This window comes from uncultured Stenotrophomonas sp. (assembly GCF_963519125.1).
In the GTDB taxonomy this organism is placed as follows: domain Bacteria; phylum Pseudomonadota; class Gammaproteobacteria; order Xanthomonadales; family Xanthomonadaceae; genus Stenotrophomonas.
Map to the genome: position 1 here is coordinate 1 of NZ_CAUQLJ010000023.1, position 15,952 is coordinate 15,952.

Below are 15,952 nucleotides of genomic sequence, written 5' to 3' on the forward strand. Positions count from 1 at the left end.
CCTGGCTACGAACCAGGCGGTCGGGAGTTCGAATCTCTCCGGGCGCACCATTACATCGCGACACGTCAATGCAAATGCGCCCGTAGCTCAGTTGGATAGAGTACCTGGCTACGAACCAGGCGGTCGGGAGTTCGAATCTCTCCGGGCGCACCATTGCAGCGATGAGAAAAAAGGCAGCCATGGGCTGCCTTTTTTGTTTCAACCCGCACGCCCCGCCGTTGCATGGGCCATTGCCAGGCGGTCCGCCTCTGCCGGCAACTCGGGTGCGGGACAGCGTCCACCGGCGTGATCATCGTGCGCCAGCCAGTCGTCCACGACTCCGCCCAGCAGATCCAGCCGCAGCGGCAGGGTGATGTGGTCTTCGCCGCGCAATTCGATGTACTGCACGCGATCGCTGGCCGCGGCGATCAGACGGCCCTGCCCGACCGGCACATGCGCATCGTCCTGGCCGTGCAGCAGCAGCACGCACGCGCGCGAGTCCGCCACCGCGCGGGTCACGTCCACGCGGTCCAGATCCAGGTCCAGGCGCTGGCTGGCCGCCGCGATCACCTTGTCGATGTCCTGCCCGCCGTACATCCAGCGACCGTAGGCGGCCATGGCCTGCGCTTTCCACGCGGTGGGCTGCAGCGACATCAGGTGCGGGATCATGCTGCGGATCGCAGCGCCGGCATTGGCGAACGACTCCATCGCGACCACGCCGGTGACCCGGTCGCCGAGCTTGTCGGCCGTGAACAGCGCGGTGGCCGCGCCGTAGGAGACGCCGAACAGGTACAGCGGCCCCACCACTTCACCCCGCGCCTGCAGCGCGTCGATCACGTCGATCACATCGTCGGACTCGAACGTGCCGTAGCCGGACGGGCCGGCGCCGGAATGCCCGTGGTTGCGCAGGTCGATGGTGACCACCCGGTAGCCGGACTGGGCCAGCTGCAGCGACCACGGCAGCATCGAATCGCCGTTCATCATCCACCCGTGCAGCAGCACCACCGTGCCCCGCGGCGCCTGCGCCTGGAAGGGTTTGGGCAGGGCCAGCTGCAGGCCGGTATCCAGCGGCTCACCGTTGTCGTGATGCTGCGCCAGGTAGTGGTAGCGCAGGCCATACGCACCCGGATCAAATGCGCGCCAGAACAGCGGCACCCCGGCACGGCCGGTCACGAAACCATGACGGTTGGGCACCGCGTCGACCGCCTCGGCGATGCGCGCGGTGTCCAGCAGCGTCGAGACGCCGCCCGGCGCGACCAGCCGATCGCTGAGCGAGGTGGAGGTAGATGGGGTTGAAAGCGACGAGCAGGCCGCCAGCCAGAGGCCGGCGCCCGCCAGCAACAGCAGCAGGAGGCGTTTCATGGGAATCAGGTGCGACGTGGAGCCCGGCAGGTTACCGAGGCCGCCGCGGCCCCTCTACCGCAACCAGATGACCAAACCGTGACACACCGGCAATCGTTCAGGATGCCAGCCAGCCCTGCATCTGCCCCCACCACGCCTCCATATGCCCGGGCTGCTGCAGGCGTTCACGCCACCAGCGCAGCGCGGCGCCCTCCTCGCCGGTGCGCCAGGCCAACCAGAACGTCTCGTCCGGCTTGGGCTCCTCCACCTGCCGGACCACCAGCCGCCCCTGCGCCACCGCCGCCTGCACGTAGGGCTCGGGCAGGAAACCGAAGCCCAGGCCGGCGCACTGCAGGCGGTACTTGCTGAGCATGTCCGGCACGGTCACGGTGTCCTGGCCCATCAGCAGGCCCACGGTACGCGGCAACAGCCGCCGGGCCGAATCGGCCACGGCAATGGCGCAGTGCGTGGCCAGCTGCTCCCGGCCCAGCGGTTCGGTCCCCGTGGCCAAGGGGTGCCCCGGCGCCACCGCAAACACGAAGCGGACCACGCCCAGCGGCTCCACCACGTAGCCGCCGCCACTCGGACCCTCGCCCGCCGCGCCCACCAGCAGGTCGGCACGCCGGTCCAGCAGCGCCTCCCAGGTGCCCGACAGCGCCTCGCTGATGATCCGCACGCGGGTCTGCTCGGCCACCGCACTGAAATCGGCGATGTCGCCGGCCAGCAGCGCCGGCTGGAACATCGAGTCGATGCCCAGGGTCAGCTCGGCCTCCCAGCCCGAGGCGACCCGGCGTACCCGCATCTCCAGCTCACGGGCGGCGCGCAGCAGGTGCCGCCCTTCCTCGAGCAGGGCCACCCCGGCCTCGGTCAGTTCCGCGCGCGGGCCGATCCGGTCGAACAGCTGTACCCCGAGGTCCTGCTCCAGCTTGGAGACGGTGTAGGAGATGGTCGAGGGCACCTTGTGCAGCTCCTTGCCGGCCGAGGCGAACGAACCGCGGCGGTCGATGGCGTCCAGGATCTGCAGCGCGTCGAGGCTGAGTTTGAGCATTCGAAATTTTCGATGATGGCTGCCAAAACTATCCGTTTTTCAAACCCCTGACGCAAGCGGATACTGGGCCCCAACAGGAAAGGGGCAGCACATACCGCCCCGGACCGCCATCGAAACCATCGAACACCCGAGGAGAACCACCATGCTGCAGATCCGCAAGAGCGCTACCCGTGGCCAGGCCAACCATGGCTGGCTGAACTCCCAGCACACCTTCTCCTTCGCCAACTACTACGACCCGCGCTACACCAGCTTCGGCCCGCTGCGGGTGATCAACGAGGACAAGGTCATCGGCGGCCAGGGCTTCGGCACCCACAGCCACAGCAACATGGAGATCGTCTCCTACGTGCTGGGCGGCGCGCTGGAGCACAAGGACTCGATGGGCACCGGCTCGGTGCTGCGCTACGGCGACGTGCAGCGCATGAGCGCCGGCAGCGGGGTCAGCCACAGCGAGTTCAACCATTCGGCCGACGAGACGGTGCACTTCCTGCAGATCTGGCTGTTCCCGGATACCGAGAACATCACCCCGAGCTACCAGGAAACCCACTTCGCGCCGGAGGCCAAGCGCGGCCAGCTGCGCCTGATCGCTTCGAAGGACGGCCGCGACGGCTCGCTGCTGATCCACCAGGACGCCAACATCTACGCGACCATCCTGGACGGCGACGAGCGCGCGCACCTGGCCCTCGGTTCGAAGCGTGGCGCCTACGTGCAGGTCGCCCGTGGCCAGCTGCAGGTCAACGGCATCACCCTGGACACCGGCGACGCGCTGCAGATCACCGACGAGTCGCAGGTGGTGCTGGAGAATGCCAATGATGCCGAGGTCCTGGTCTTCGACCTGCCGCTGTAAACGCTGGACGCGGTAAAAGAAAAAGGCCTTCGTACTCGCGTACGAAGGCCTTTTCTACTACTGGCGGAGCGGGAGGGATTCGAACCCTCGATACAGTTTTTGGCCGTATACTCCCTTAGCAGGGGAGCCCCTTCAGCCACTCGGGCACCGCTCCAGATTTCGTCCTGCCGCTGCGTGTTTCTTCTCAGCGGGGGCGCGAAGAATAACGTTTTTCACACCCCAACGTAAAGCCTTAATCGGAAGAATTTTCACTTCCCGATGCATTCGGCTCGTCGCCGCGCTGGATGCGCTGGTAAATCTCTTCGCGGTGCACGGCCACGTCCTTCGGAGCGGTGATACCGATACGCACCTGGTTGCCCTTGACGCCGAGCACGGTCACGCTGACCGAGTCACCGATCATCAGGGTTTCGCCAACACGGCGAGTCAGGATCAACATTTTTGCAAGTCTCCAGGGAACCGGTGGATTTTCCCCACCGGCTCGGCGCCCCCTTGGGGAACGCCACACGACAAAGGGAAAGGATTAGCCATAGTACCGTCAGGCCTCCCGAGCCATCAAGGAGCAGGAGGCTTCAGGCGTTCAGATACGCGGGGTGACCCAGTCCACGACGGCCGCCAGTGCGGAAGCAAGGGCGGGCCCGTCCTCACCACCACCCTGGGCGAGGTCCGGGCGGCCGCCGCCCTTGCCTCCGATCTGACCGGCGATATGGGACAACAGTTCCCCGGCTTTAACCTTGCCGGTTGCGCTGCCGTTCACGCCTGCCACCAGGGCAGCCTTGCCGTCCTGGGTACCGGCCAGCACGATCACCGCATCGCCCAGCTGCTGCTTGAGGCGGTCGATCGCTTCACGCAGTGCCTTGGCGTCGAATCCTTCCAGACGCGCGGCAAGAATCTTGACGCCATTGACCTCAACTGCGCTGGAGCCGAGATCCGAGGTCGCGCCGGCGGCCTGCTTGGCCTTGAGCGATTCCAGTTCGCGATCCAGTTTCTTCTGGCGTTCGGCAAGCTGGCGGATCTTGTCGACCACCTCGCCCACGTTGCCGCCGAGCAGCGCGGCGGCTTCGGCCAGCTGCGCTTCTTCGTGCGCCACGTAGTCCAATGCGCCCTGCCCGGTCACTGCTTCAATGCGGCGCACGCCCGAAGACACACCGCCTTCGGAGGTGATCTTGAACAGGCCGATGTCGCCGGTGCGCGAGACATGGGTACCGCCACACAGTTCGGTGGAGTAGTCGCCCATCTTCAGCACGCGCACGTTCTCGCCGTACTTCTCGCCGAACAGGGCCATCGCGCCAAAATCGAGCGCTTCCTGCATGGCCATGTTGTGCACTTCCACGCCGTTGTTGGTGCGCACCTGCTCGTTGACCTTGCGCTCGATCAGCGCAAGCTCTTCGGCACTGATCGGCTGGAAGTGCGAGAAGTCGAAGCGCAGGCGATCCGGTGCAACCAGCGAGCCCTTCTGCTGAACATGGGTGCCGAGCACTTCGCGCAGGGCGGCGTGCAGCAGGTGGGTGGCCGAGTGGTTCAGGATGGTGGCACCGCGGCGCTGGCCATCGACCTGGCCGCTGAGGACGTCGCCGACCTTCAGGCTGCCCTGGCTGAGTCTGCCGACATGGCCATGGAACTGACCGGCGAACTTCTGCGTGTCGGTGACCTGCAGCTGCGCGCCGTTGCCGTGGAGCTGGCCGGTGTCGCCGACCTGGCCGCCGGATTCGGCGTAGAACGGGGTCTTGTCGGTTAGCACGATCAGCTCGTCGCCGGCCTGCGCACTGTCGACCGGGCGACCGTCCCTGAGCAGGGCGACCACGGTCAGGCCGTCGGCCTGCAAGCGGTCATAGCCAAGGAACACGGTAGGCGTCAGGGTCGCGACCAGCTCGGCCGACAGCGTCACGCCGCCACCGAACTTGCCACCCTTGCGGCCGTCGTCGCGCTGCTTCTCCATCGCGGCATTGAAACCGTCGATGTCGACAGTCAGGTCGCGCTCGCGCGCGATGTCCTGGGTCAGATCGAGCGGGAAGCCATAGGTGTCGTACAGACGGAAGGCATCCACGCCCGGGATGACGCCATTGGTCACCTGCGCAGCCACGTCGTCGAAGATCTTCATGCCCGAGTCGAGCGTCTGCGCGAAGCGCTCTTCTTCGGCCTGCAGCGCACGCACCACGGTGTCGGCCTGCGCCGGCAGTTCCGCGTAGGCTTCGCCCATCTGCTCGACCAGGGTCGGCACCAGCTTGCTGAAGAACGGCTGGCGCACGCCCAGCATCCAGCCGTGGCGCAGGGCGCGGCGGATGATACGGCGCAGCACGTAGCCACGGCCTTCATTGGAGGGCAGCACACCATCGACGATCAGGAACGAACAGGCACGGATGTGATCGGCGATCACACGCAGCGACTTGTTTTCCAGGTCGGCGGTGCCGGTCAGCTCGGAGGCCTTGCGGATCAGAGCCTGGAACAGGTCGATCTCGTAGTTGGTGTGCACGTGCTGCAGGATCGCCGCCAGGCGCTCCAGGCCCATGCCGGTGTCCACGCACGGCGCCGGCAGCGGCACCAGGGTGCCATCCGGCTGGCGGTCGAACTGCATGAACACCAGGTTCCAGATTTCGATGAAGCGGTCGCCGTCCTCATCCGGGGAGCCCGGGGGGCCACCGGCGATATGGTCGCCGTGGTCGTAGAAGATCTCGGTGCACGGCCCGCACGGGCCGGTGTCGGCCATCTGCCAGAAGTTGTCCGAAGCGAACGGCGCGCCCTTGTTGTCACCGATGCGCACGATGCGCGCTTCCGGAATGCCGACCATGTCGCGCCACAGTTCGTAGGCTTCGTCGTCGGTCTGGTAGACGGTGACCAGCAGGCGCTCGGCCGGCAGCTTCCAGACCTGGGTCAGCAGTTCCCAGGCCCAGGCGATCGCGTCCTTCTTGAAGTAGTCGCCGAACGACCAGTTACCCAGCATTTCGAAGAAGGTGTGGTGGCGTGCGGTGTAGCCGACCTGATCGAGGTCGTTGTGCTTGCCGCCCGCGCGCAGGCAGCGCTGGACGTCGGCCGCGCGCACGTAGCTGCGCTTTTCCGCGCCAAGGAACACGTCCTTGAACTGCACCATGCCGGAGTTGGTGAACAGCAGGGTCGGATCATTGCCCGGCACCAGCGGCGCCGACGGCACGATGGTGTGGCCTTTGCCCTTGAAGAATTCAAGGAAGTCGCTGCGGATCTGGGAAGTCGTGAATTTGGCGGATGCGTTCATTGGGGGCTGGCAGTCTGCGGGCCGGCGGGCCCGGACCACCGGCCGCATTGGCCAGGGTCGCGAGGGACCGCCGAAAACCTAAAGGGTATCAGGCCCGGCGCCGCCAGTCTCAGTCATCCGGGTCGTAGCGGGTCGCGCGGCGGATGCTGTCGCCGTCGAAGCCGCGTCGGGCCAGCAGATCGGCGGCCTTGCGCCGCTGCGTCAGGTCCTGCGGGCCGGCCTCGCCAAAGCGTCGACGGACCAGATCACGGGCATTTTCCTGCCAGTCGCCTTCGTAGCTGTCCATCGCCGCGGCAATCGCGGCACTGTCCAGGCCGTGGGTCCCCAGCTCGGCGCGGACATGGATCGGCCCATAGCCGGTGTTGGCACGCATCCGCACCAGATTCTCGGCAAAACGGGTGTCGTCCTGCCAGCCGGCCTCGGTGAGCTTGGCGACAGCCGCCTGCGCCGCATCGTCTTCGATGCCGCGTGCGGTCAGCTTGCGGGTGAGTTCCTTGCGCGAGTGTTCGCGGCGGACCAGCAGGCCCAGCGCCCGTTGCACGGGGGTCTGCTCACGCGGCCGGCGTTTGCGACCGGTGGGAATGTCGTCGGCGTCGGACATGCGTACTCCAAGGGTGGCGCCATCCGTGGCGCCCAGCCCATCCCTGGGCGATTCGAACCTGCGGGACAGGGCGACGTCACTGACGGCGCCGCCCTGCCCCACAGCAAGCTTTACTCGTCGTCGCCTTCGTCGTCGCCTTCCTCACGGCTGGCTTCGGTCGGCTGGAACTTCTCGCGCAGCTCGGCTTCGAGCTTCGCAGCAACTGTCGGGTTGTCGCGCAGGTAACCGCGGGCGTTGTCCTTGCCCTGGCCGATGCGCTCCTCACCGTAGCTGTACCAGGCACCGGCCTTCTCGACCAGCTTGGCATCCACGCCCATGTCGATCAGTTCGCCTTCGCGGCTGATGCCCTCGCCATATAGGATCTCGGTGATGACCTGCTTGAACGGAGGCGCCAGCTTGTTCTTGACGACCTTGATCTTGGTCTGGTTGCCGATGATCTCGTCGCCCTTCTTGATCGCGCCGATACGGCGGATGTCCAGGCGCACCGAGGCATAGAACTTCAGCGCGTTGCCGCCGGTGGTGGTTTCCGGGCTCTGGCCCGGCATCATCACACCGATCTTCATGCGCAGCTGGTTGATGAACACCACCAGGGTGTTGGAGCGCTTGATGTTGCCGGTCAGCTTGCGCAGCGCCTGGCTCATCAGGCGAGCCTGCAGGCCCGGCAGCTGGTCGCCCATTTCGCCTTCGATTTCGGCCTTGGGGGTCAGTGCGGCGACCGAGTCGACCACCACGATGTCCACCGAGCCCGAACGGACCAGCATGTCGGCGATTTCCAGCGCCTGCTCGCCGGTGTCCGGCTGGGACAGCAGCAGGTCGTCCACGTTCACACCCAGCTTGGCGGCGTAGATCGGGTCCAGGGCGTGCTCGGCGTCGATGAAGGCGGCGGTGCCGCCCTTCTTCTGGCATTCGGCGATCGCCTGCAGGGTCAGGGTGGTCTTGCCCGAGGACTCCGGACCGTAGATCTCCACGACACGCCCCTTCGGCAGGCCGCCGATGCCGAGCGCGATGTCCAGCATCAGCGAACCGGTCGGGATGATCTCGACGGCTTCGATGACACGGTCGCCCATGCGCATGACCGAGCCTTTGCCGAACTGCTTTTCGATCTGGCTCAGGGCGGCGGTAAGGGCGCGCTTCTTGTTCTCGTCCATCGGATTGGTCCTTGCAGAGGTCATGTCGTTGGAGGTGTTGTCTTTGGAGGTCTTCTTGGCCACGGGGTCACTTTAAAGTTGGCGTATCGCACAGGCTGAGATTCTGCCCGGCATTCGGAAAAAAATTATCGGACATCCGTACCAACCTCAGCAGAACCAGAGAATCGCCACAAAAGACCGTGCATTTCGCGCGTTGAAGGGATCAGCGGTTCGGGCGCAGCAGCCCGCAGTAGAGCCCTTCAATGGCGAAGTCCTGGTCGGGCAGGACTTCGATGGGCTGGTAGTCCGGATTGCGCGGCAGCAGCCGGATCCGGTCCTTGCCCATCTTGAGCAGCTTGACGGTGATCTCGTCATCGATGCGGGCCACCACGATCTGGCCCGAGCGTGCGTCGCGGGTGCGATGGACGCCGATCAGGTCGCCGTCGAAGATGCCTTCGTCGATCATCGAGTCGCCTTGGACCTTGAGCAGGTAATCCGGCGCGGGCGAGAAGAACACCCGGTCCAGCACCACGAAATCGTCCGAGCCGATGTCCGCGCCGATCGGCAGGCCGGCCGCGACCCGACCCAGCACCGGCAGGCGCAGCACGTGGTCGGGCAGCGCCGGCACTGCCAGCGCGCCTGGCAGGCCGTCCTGCAGCGGTGGCGCCTGGACCAGCCGGATACCGCGCGCCTGGCCGGGAATGCGACGGATCGCCCCGGCCTGCTCGAGCGCTTCCAGGTGGTACTGCGCGGCCCGGACGCCCTTGAAGCCAAACGCACGGGCGATTTCCGTCTGCGACGGCGGTGCGCCGTCGGTCTCGATACGCTCGGCGATCAACTGCAGGATCGCCTGCTGGGTGTCGGTAAGGTCCATGGTTAGTAGTAATACTACTAACGCGTCGTTTCTACAAGTGCCGACACAAAAAAGCGATGGCATGCGTCCGTATCCATGCCTCACCGACGCCCGTAGCAATTCGTAGCGCCGGGCTTGCCCGGCGACCGCGCGAAGCGCGGCACAAGCGTCCGAAGACGATCCATCGCTCGTTCGCCGCCAACCATCCGGGGTTTAGACGTTCCGAAGCCACCCGTCAGAGGTTCATGACCCCCATCACGTCCCCCGCCCACTCCGCCAGATCGAAAACAATATCCACACCCCGCAGAACCCCGCCCCCACGAACCCCGCCACGCCCAGCGCCAGCAGCCACCTGCTCGACAGCCCACCCACGCTGTGCATCACGATCGACGAGCCGATGATCAGCGCGGCGGTCACGATGCCCACCACCAGTCGATTGGCGGCGCGGTTGACCTGCTCGCCAAACCCCTGCAGCGCGGTGGTCTCCACCTTCAGCTGCAACCGCCCGCGGCGCGCCATCTGTACCAGCTGGCGCACATCGCGCGGCAGGTCGCCGGCCAGGTCGAGCAGGCCGGCCACGCTGCGCTTGCCGCGCTTGAGCAGGGATGAGGGCGCGAAGCGCTGCCACATCACCCGCTCCAGGAATGGGCGCGCCGCGGTGGCCATGTCGAACTGCGGGTCGAGCTGGCGGCCCATGCCTTCCAGGGTCAGGAAGGTCTTGATCATCAGGGCGAGGTCGGCCGGCAGGGTCAGCGCGTATTGGCGCAGGATCTGGGTGATGTTGCCCAGCATCAGGCCCATGTGCAGGTCTTTCAGCGGCACCCCGCGGTACTGGTCGACGAAGGCGCTGATGTCCTGCTGCAGGCGCGATTCATCCACGTCGCCGCCGCCGGACCAGTCCAGCAGCACGTCGGTGACCGCCTCCGGCTCCTGCCCGACCAGGCCGTGCAGCAGCTGCGCGACCTGGAAGCGGCGCTGCTCGGAGATCGCGCCGACCATGCCGAAGTCGATCACGCCGATGCGGCCGTCGCGCAGGTAGATGATGTTGCCCGGGTGCGGGTCGGCATGGAAACAGCCGTCCTCCAGCACCATCTTCAGCACGATGCGGGCGCCGGTACGCGCCAGCCGCACGCGGTCGAGCCCGGCCGCATCGACCCCGACCAGGTCGCGGCCCGGAATGCCGTCGACGAAGTCCTGCACGTTGAGGCTCTCGCAGGTCCACTGCCAGTGCACCTTGGGAATCAGGATGTCGTTGCGGCCGGCGAAGTTGCGCGCGATGCGCTCGGCATTGCGGCACTCGGCGGCAAAGTCGAGTTCGCGCCGCAACGACACCTGGAACTGCTGTACCACCTCTGCGGGTCGGTAGCGCTGCAGGTCCGGCAGCCGCGCTTCGACGATATCGGCCAGCCGCGCCAGCAGGCGCAGGTCGGCTTCGATCACCTCGCGGATGCCGGGACGGCGGATCTTCAGCACCACGGCGCTGCCATCCTGCAGGGTGGCGCGGTGGGCCTGGGCGAGCGAGGCGGCCGCCATCGGGATTTCGTCGAGCCAGGCGAACACCTCGTGGGCGGGTGCGCCAAGATCGGATTCCAGCTGCTCGCGCACCTGCGCGTAGGGCAGCGCAGGCACCGCATTCTGCAGCTCGGAGAATTCGGCGATCCAGTCCGGCGGGAACAGGTCGACGCGGGTGGCCAGCACCTGGCCGAGTTTGACGAAGGTGGGGCCGAGGTCCTCCATCGCCCGGCGCACCCGCACCGGCGCGGTCATGCGCAGGATCTGCTGGGTGTCGTTCCAGTGCAGCAGCCGGCCTGCCCGTTCGAGCACGTCAGCCAGGCCGATCCGGCGCACCAGGTCGCCGAAGCCGTAGCGGATCAGGACCGAGGCGATTTCCTGCAGGCGCCCGAGGTCACGGACGGTTCCCAGCGTTTCCCACATCGGTGCACCCTCGTTCGACAACCCGGGTGAAGGATGTCACACCGCCGGGAAAATTCCCGTCAGCGCCTGCAGCACGGTCTGGCGGCGGATCGCGTCGCGGTCGCCGTCGAACTGGAACAGCTGCGCGCGGGCGTAGCCACCGCGCTGCTTCCAGCCGATCCAGACGCTACCGACCGGTTTGTCGGCGCTGCCACCGCCGGGGCCGGCGATTCCGGTCACGGCAACGGCCATGCCGGCGCCGGAATTGACCAGCGCGCCGGAGACCATTTCCAGCACGGTTTCGCGGCTGACCGCGCCGTATTGTTCGAGGGTCTGCGCGCGTACGCCGAGCAGGCGCTGCTTGGCTTCGTAGCTGTACACCACCATGCCGCAGTCGAAGAACGCCGACGAGCCGGCAATGTCGGTCATCGCCTTGGCGATCCAGCCGCCGCTGCAACTCTCGGCGGTCACCAGCTGCAGGGAGGCCTGCTGCAGGCGTTGTCCGACCTCGCGCGCGAGGTCGGACAGCTGCGCGTCGCTGGGAATGCTGCTCACCATTCCGGTACTTTCTCCGGCAGCAATGCCCGGATCGGCGCACCATCATCCCCGGCGGCCAGCTTCTCCGCTTCGGCGATCGGAATCTCGACCTGCAGCAGCCAGCCTTCCTCGTCGCTGGTTTCGCCGCGCACCACTTCCAGCTGGTGCAGTCGCGAGCGCAGGCGCCCGGCCGACGGCGGCAGGCGCAGGTCGCCGCTGACGTGCTGCAGCCCCAGGCGCTTGCCCAGCACCGACAGCAGCAGGTCCAGGCCAAGGCCATCGCGGGCCGAAATCCAGACGCGCTCGCGGCGCGCGGTATCCGGAATGCCGTCCTGGCCGTCGTGACGCACTTCGCTGCCTTCGATCCGGTCGATCTTGTTGAACACCAGCATCTGCGGCAGTTCGCCGGCGCCGACTTCGTTCAACACTTCATCGACCTGGGCGATGCGTTCCTCGCGATGCGGATCGGCGGCATCGACCAGGTGCAGCAGGAAGTCGGCCTCGCGCGCTTCACTGAGGGTCGCGCGGAACGCGGCCACCAGTTCGTGCGGCAGGTCGCGGACAAAGCCGACGGTGTCGGCCAGCACCACGTTGCCGCCCGGGACCGCGATGCGGCGAACGGTCGGGTCCAGTGTGGCGAACAGCTTGTCGGCCGCGTACGCCTCGGCACCGGTCAGCGCGTTGAACAGGGTCGACTTGCCGGCATTGGTGTACCCCACCAGCGCCACGCGCGGCAGTTCGCTGCGCACGCGGGCGCGGCGCATCTGGGTGCGCTGCACTTCGACCTTTTCCAGCCGCTTCTGCAGCTGTTCGACCCGCTTCTGCAGCAGGCGGCGGTCGGTTTCCAGCTGGGTTTCACCCGGCCCGCGCAGCCCGATGGAGCCGCCGCGCTGGCGCTCCAGGTGGGTCCAGCCGCGGATCAGCCGCGTGGACATGTGGCGCAGCTGCGCCAGCTCCACCTGCAGCTTGCCTTCGTGGCTGTGCGCACGCTGGGCGAAGATGTCCAGGATCAGGCCGGTACGGTCGATCACCCGGCGCTCCAGGAACTTCTCCAGGTTGCGCTCCTGGGAGGGCGACAAGGCATGGTTGACCAGCACCAGATCGGCGCCGGTGGCCTCGGCGGCCGCCTTGATCTCTTCCAGCTTGCCGGTGCCGATCAGGATCGATGCGTTGGGGCGGTCGATCCGCGCGGTCAGGGTGGCCGCGATGCTGGCCCCGGCCGAGCGGGCCAGGTCGGTGAATTCCTCCAGCACGTCTTCTTCCAGCCGGCCGGAGTGCGGCTGGATCAGGAGCGCGTGTTCGCCTCGCTTGGAACGGTCAAACACGCGCGTCTCCGCAGTGACTTACTTCATTCAACGTCGTCTTCTTCCTGGGCGCCGTCGGCGCCACCTTCATTGGACTGCACATAGCCGCCACCGGGACCGACCCGGACATTGCGTGCCGGCACCACGGTCGAAATGGCGTGCTTGTACACCATCTGGCTGACCGTATTGCGCAGCAGGACAACGAACTGGTCGAACGATTCGATCGTTCCCTGCAACTTGATGCCATTCACCAGATACACCGACACCGGCACACGTTCGCGCCGAAGTGCATTCAGAAACGGATCCTGCAGCGATTGCCCCTTGGACATTGCACACTCCTCATTATTGTTTTTATGGTCTTCCGGCAGCTGCCACGGCCCCCGCCACCGGAATCTCCGATGGTACACGGGCCCGGGACCTGACGCTGTGGCTCAGCGGCCCACAAAGGCCGAAACGGCATCCGCCAGGGAAGCCTGATCCATATGGGGGTCGAACCAGCGCGCATCAAGCTCGCCGCGCAGCCAGGTCAGCTGGCGCTTGGCCAGTTGCCGGGTGGCGTAAATGCCCCGGTCACGGAACTCGGCGGCAGTCCCCTGCCCGTCCAGGAACTCCCAGGCCTGGCGGTAGCCGACCGCGCGCACCGCCGGCAGATCCAGCGGCGCGGCCACCGCCACCATCTCCGGCAGCGCTCGCAGGGCGCGTACCTCGTCCAGGAAGCCCTGTTCGAGCATGCGATCGAAGCGGGTTTCGATGCGCTGGTGCAGCACGCTGCGCTCGCGCGGGGCCAGCACCAGCTTCAGGCAGCGCACCGGCAGCCGGTCCACGCCGGGTTGTTTCTGCCAGTCGGTGATGGCGCGGCCGGTCAGGCGGTACACCTCCAGCGCCCGCTGGATGCGCTGCGGGTCGGTGGCATGGATGCGCGCGCCGGCGGCCGGGTCGACCGACGCCAGCTGCGCATGCAGCGCAGGCCAACCCAGCACGGCCGCCTCGGCGGAGATCGCGGCGCGCATCGCCGGGTCGGCCGGCGGCATCGGCGACAGCCCCTGCAGCAGCGCGCGGAAGTACAAGCCGGTGCCGCCGGCCAGGATCGGCATGCGCCCCCGCGCGACGATGTCGGCCACCGCGCGCGCAGCGTCGGCGGCGAACTCGGCTGCTGAATAGGCCTGCCAGGGGTCGCGCAGGTCCAGCAGGTGGTGCGGCGCCTGCGCGCGTTCGGCGGCGTCGGGCTTGGCCGAGCCGATATCCAGTCCGCGGTAAACCAGCGCCGAATCGACGCTGACGATCTCGCCGCCCAGCTGGCGGGCCAAGGCGATGGCGGTGGCGGTCTTGCCCGACGCGGTCGGGCCCATCACCGCGATCGCCAACGGGCGCTGGTCGGCGCCCATCAGTCCTCGTCCGGCCAGCGCGGCATGGACGGGGCCGCGTCAACGCGCGGCATCGGGACCGCGTCGACCGCCGCCCATACCTTGAGCGCGTCGACGGTGGCGGCCACGTCGTGCACGCGCAGGATGCGCGCGCCGCGCTGGGCCGCGATCAGATGGGCGGCCACCGAACCGGCCACGCGGTCGCGCGGGGTGTCGCGACCGGTAAGCTCGCCGATGCTGCGCTTGCGCGACAGTCCGGCCAGCATTGGAAGGCCCAGCTCCAGGAAGCGCTCCGAACGCGCCAGCAGGATCATGTTGTGATCGGTGGTCTTGCCGAAGCCGAAGCCCAGGTCGATGACCAGGTTCTTCCTGGCGATACCGGCCATTTCGGCCGAGAAGATGCGGTCGGCCAGGAAACGGTGCACCTCGGCGACCACGTCGTCGTAGTGCGGGGTGTCCTGCATGCTGCCGGGCTCGCCCTGCATGTGCATCAGCACGACCGGCACGCCGAGTTCGGCCGCGGCTGCGGGCGCACCGTCCTGGCGAAGCGCATGGATGTCGTTGATCATTCCGGCGCCGGCAGCCACCGCCGCGCGCATGACCTCGGGCTTGAAGGTATCGATGCTGATCGGCACCGCAACCTGCCGCGCGAGCTGCTCGATCACCGGAACGACCCGGCGCAGCTCCTCTTCCAGCGCTACCGGCGCACTGCCCGGGCGGGTCGACTCACCGCCAATGTCGAGCAGGTCGGCACCCTCCGCGACCAGCTGCAGGCCATGCGCCACCGCCGCTTCCACCGTGTCGTGGGCGCCGCCATCGGAGAACGAATCCGGGGTCACGTTGACGATGCCCATCACGCACGGGCGGTCCAGCCGCAGTACGCGGCCACCGCAGTCAAGCTGGGGGGAAATGTCGAACATCGGCCATCCAGGAAGTACGCCAGCGTTTAGTTTACGCTGGCGCACAACTGGCTGCGCCGCTTAGAAATCGCCCAGCTTGGCGCCGTCGGTGGGGTTGGCCAGCCATTCGGCGAGGTCGCCACCGATGGCGTCGACCACGCGCTGAAGCACGTCGCAGGAGCCCTTGAACATGCCGCCTGCACCACCGCGCGATACGCGACGGGCGGTCACGTCAGCGACCTTCTGCCCATCATCCAGCAGCACGCCGCGCACCGTGGCCGACTTGAAGTGCCCGATGAACGCATTGCCGGCGCTCTGCGCTTCCACCAGCTCCAGTTTCAACACACGACCCTGGGTCGGTGGGGCTTCGTCAAAGGCGATGGTATTTCCGAACTTCGGCGCGTTGCTGCCCAGCGACGTCACCAGCTGCGCGCCCATGCGGCACTCGGCCTTGATGTTGTCGGCGATGTAGGACGTTTCCGAGAACGGCACCGTGTCCTGCACATGGACGGTACCCGCGAACGCGGGCGAGGCACAGCAGAGCAGCACGGCCACTGCCGCGCGCTTGGAATGAAGCATGGTATTCCCCCTGGAATGATGTCTGCGGCCGCGCGATGCAACCGCGTTCGCGCATCCTGCCGATTGCCAGGCCGGCGCGCAAGGCCTCAGCGGCGGCGGCGCTTCCGGTCCACATACAGGGTCTTGCCCACGCTCAGGCCGATGCCGAGAACGATGCCAACGACACCACCAAGGAAGTAGTTGCCGCTGATCAGTCCCACTGCAGCGCCGACCACCGTGGCGATGACGATTTCGGTGGTATGCGAGACCGGGGGCGGCGGGGTGGACATGTCGAACTCCGGAACAAAGCGCAGGCAGGGGTCCCATTGTCGCCCGGAACGACACCCCGGAAACGAC

General features: G+C 67.0%; 16 protein-coding genes and 2 tRNA genes. 2 read left to right on the plus strand and 16 right to left on the minus strand.

The window, feature by feature from the left end:
• The first annotated feature begins 76 nt into the window (after positions 1-76).
• A tRNA-Arg gene (locus tag RYM47_RS16415) sits at positions 77-153 on the plus strand.
• A 45-nt stretch (positions 154-198) separates the two neighbouring features.
• Here the strand turns inward: RYM47_RS16415 and RYM47_RS16420 are convergent.
• Positions 199-1,341: an alpha/beta fold hydrolase gene (locus RYM47_RS16420; protein ID WP_315389257.1), complete on the minus strand. Its 1,143-nt coding sequence runs from the start codon at positions 1,339-1,341 to the stop codon at positions 199-201.
• A 97-nt stretch (positions 1,342-1,438) separates the two neighbouring features.
• The gene (locus RYM47_RS16425; RefSeq protein WP_315389259.1) at positions 1,439-2,368 is read right to left on the minus strand and encodes a LysR family transcriptional regulator; all 930 of its coding nucleotides are present in this window, start codon (positions 2,366-2,368) and stop codon (positions 1,439-1,441) included.
• A 142-nt stretch (positions 2,369-2,510) separates the two neighbouring features.
• Between RYM47_RS16425 and RYM47_RS16430 the strand changes: the two genes are divergently transcribed.
• The gene (locus RYM47_RS16430; protein WP_315389260.1) at positions 2,511-3,212 is read left to right on the plus strand and encodes a pirin family protein; all 702 of its coding nucleotides are present in this window, start codon (positions 2,511-2,513) and stop codon (positions 3,210-3,212) included.
• A 61-nt stretch (positions 3,213-3,273) separates the two neighbouring features.
• On the opposite strand, the gene RYM47_RS16435 is transcribed toward RYM47_RS16430, so the two are convergent.
• From RYM47_RS16435 to RYM47_RS16500, 14 genes are all read right to left on the minus strand, one after another.
• Positions 3,274-3,366, minus strand: a tRNA-Ser gene (locus RYM47_RS16435).
• 78 nt (positions 3,367-3,444) lie between these two features.
• On the minus strand, positions 3,445-3,648 hold the full coding sequence (gene csrA, locus RYM47_RS16440; protein WP_019183311.1) for a carbon storage regulator CsrA: 204 nt from the start codon (positions 3,646-3,648) through the stop codon (positions 3,445-3,447).
• Between the two features lie 141 nt (positions 3,649-3,789).
• A complete protein-coding gene (alaS, locus tag RYM47_RS16445) occupies positions 3,790-6,438 on the minus strand; it encodes an alanine--tRNA ligase (protein WP_315389262.1) in 2,649 nt (882 codons plus the stop codon).
• A gap of 109 nt (positions 6,439-6,547) precedes the next feature.
• Positions 6,548-7,039 (minus strand): recombination regulator RecX, encoded by a 492-nt coding sequence (recX, locus tag RYM47_RS16450; protein WP_010484253.1) that lies wholly within the window; start codon positions 7,037-7,039, stop codon positions 6,548-6,550.
• Between the two features lie 110 nt (positions 7,040-7,149).
• Entirely contained in the window at positions 7,150-8,187 is a 1,038-nt protein-coding gene (recA, locus tag RYM47_RS16455) for a recombinase RecA (RefSeq protein WP_315389342.1), read from the minus strand.
• A gap of 202 nt (positions 8,188-8,389) precedes the next feature.
• The gene (lexA, locus tag RYM47_RS16460) at positions 8,390-9,040 is read right to left on the minus strand and encodes a transcriptional repressor LexA (protein WP_102945773.1); all 651 of its coding nucleotides are present in this window, start codon (positions 9,038-9,040) and stop codon (positions 8,390-8,392) included.
• 234 nt (positions 9,041-9,274) lie between these two features.
• Positions 9,275-10,954, minus strand: coding sequence for a 2-polyprenylphenol 6-hydroxylase (ubiB, locus tag RYM47_RS16465; RefSeq protein ID WP_315389266.1), 1,680 nt, complete (start codon positions 10,952-10,954; stop codon positions 9,275-9,277).
• Positions 10,955-10,990: 36 nt separating this feature from the next.
• Positions 10,991-11,491 carry a CinA family protein gene (locus tag RYM47_RS16470; RefSeq protein WP_315389269.1) on the minus strand — a complete coding sequence of 167 codons (501 nt, stop codon included), beginning with the start codon at positions 11,489-11,491 and terminating at the stop codon, positions 10,991-10,993.
• Positions 11,485-12,795, minus strand: a complete 1,311-nt coding sequence (gene hflX, locus RYM47_RS16475; RefSeq protein WP_315389271.1) for a ribosome rescue GTPase HflX — start codon at positions 12,793-12,795, stop codon at positions 11,485-11,487. Before hflX ends, RYM47_RS16470 begins: the two co-directional genes overlap by 7 nt.
• Before the next feature lie 23 nt (positions 12,796-12,818).
• Positions 12,819-13,103: an RNA chaperone Hfq gene (hfq, locus tag RYM47_RS16480; RefSeq protein ID WP_068850887.1), complete on the minus strand. Its 285-nt coding sequence runs from the start codon at positions 13,101-13,103 to the stop codon at positions 12,819-12,821.
• 102 nt (positions 13,104-13,205) lie between these two features.
• Positions 13,206-14,159 carry a tRNA (adenosine(37)-N6)-dimethylallyltransferase MiaA gene (gene miaA, locus RYM47_RS16485; RefSeq protein WP_315389272.1) on the minus strand — a complete coding sequence of 318 codons (954 nt, stop codon included), beginning with the start codon at positions 14,157-14,159 and terminating at the stop codon, positions 13,206-13,208.
• The gene (gene folP / locus RYM47_RS16490) at positions 14,159-15,058 is read right to left on the minus strand and encodes a dihydropteroate synthase (protein ID WP_315389274.1); all 900 of its coding nucleotides are present in this window, start codon (positions 15,056-15,058) and stop codon (positions 14,159-14,161) included. The genes miaA and folP overlap by 1 nt, the downstream gene beginning before the upstream one ends.
• Before the next feature lie 60 nt (positions 15,059-15,118).
• Entirely contained in the window at positions 15,119-15,616 is a 498-nt protein-coding gene (locus tag RYM47_RS16495) for a hypothetical protein (protein ID WP_315389276.1), read from the minus strand.
• Positions 15,617-15,702: 86 nt separating this feature from the next.
• Positions 15,703-15,885: a hypothetical protein gene (locus tag RYM47_RS16500; RefSeq protein ID WP_315389278.1), complete on the minus strand. Its 183-nt coding sequence runs from the start codon at positions 15,883-15,885 to the stop codon at positions 15,703-15,705.
• Between the last annotated feature and the right edge of the window lie 67 nt (positions 15,886-15,952).

Bases quoted from the DNA above. Each gene is read 5' to 3' on its own strand.
- RYM47_RS16420 (WP_315389257.1), bottom strand. From the start codon at position 1,341: ATGAAACGCCTCCTGCTGCTGTTGCTGGCGGGCGCCGGCCTCTGGCTG.
- RYM47_RS16425 (WP_315389259.1), bottom strand. From the start codon at position 2,368: ATGCTCAAACTCAGCCTCGACGCGCTGCAGATCCTGGACGCCATCGAC.
- RYM47_RS16430 (WP_315389260.1), top strand. From the start codon at position 2,511: ATGCTGCAGATCCGCAAGAGCGCTACCCGTGGCCAGGCCAACCATGGC.
- csrA (WP_019183311.1), bottom strand. From the start codon at position 3,648: ATGTTGATCCTGACTCGCCGTGTTGGCGAAACCCTGATGATCGGTGAC.
- alaS (WP_315389262.1), bottom strand. From the start codon at position 6,438: ATGAACGCATCCGCCAAATTCACGACTTCCCAGATCCGCAGCGACTTC.
- recX (WP_010484253.1), bottom strand. From the start codon at position 7,039: ATGTCCGACGCCGACGACATTCCCACCGGTCGCAAACGCCGGCCGCGT.
- recA (WP_315389342.1), bottom strand. From the start codon at position 8,187: ATGGACGAGAACAAGAAGCGCGCCCTTACCGCCGCCCTGAGCCAGATC.
- lexA (WP_102945773.1), bottom strand. From the start codon at position 9,040: ATGGACCTTACCGACACCCAGCAGGCGATCCTGCAGTTGATCGCCGAG.
- ubiB (WP_315389266.1), bottom strand. From the start codon at position 10,954: ATGTGGGAAACGCTGGGAACCGTCCGTGACCTCGGGCGCCTGCAGGAA.
- RYM47_RS16470 (WP_315389269.1), bottom strand. From the start codon at position 11,491: ATGGTGAGCAGCATTCCCAGCGACGCGCAGCTGTCCGACCTCGCGCGC.
- hfq (WP_068850887.1), bottom strand. From the start codon at position 13,103: ATGTCCAAGGGGCAATCGCTGCAGGATCCGTTTCTGAATGCACTTCGG.
- miaA (WP_315389272.1), bottom strand. From the start codon at position 14,159: ATGGGCGCCGACCAGCGCCCGTTGGCGATCGCGGTGATGGGCCCGACC.
- folP (WP_315389274.1), bottom strand. From the start codon at position 15,058: ATGTTCGACATTTCCCCCCAGCTTGACTGCGGTGGCCGCGTACTGCGG.
- RYM47_RS16495 (WP_315389276.1), bottom strand. From the start codon at position 15,616: ATGCTTCATTCCAAGCGCGCGGCAGTGGCCGTGCTGCTCTGCTGTGCC.
- RYM47_RS16500 (WP_315389278.1), bottom strand. From the start codon at position 15,885: ATGTCCACCCCGCCGCCCCCGGTCTCGCATACCACCGAAATCGTCATC.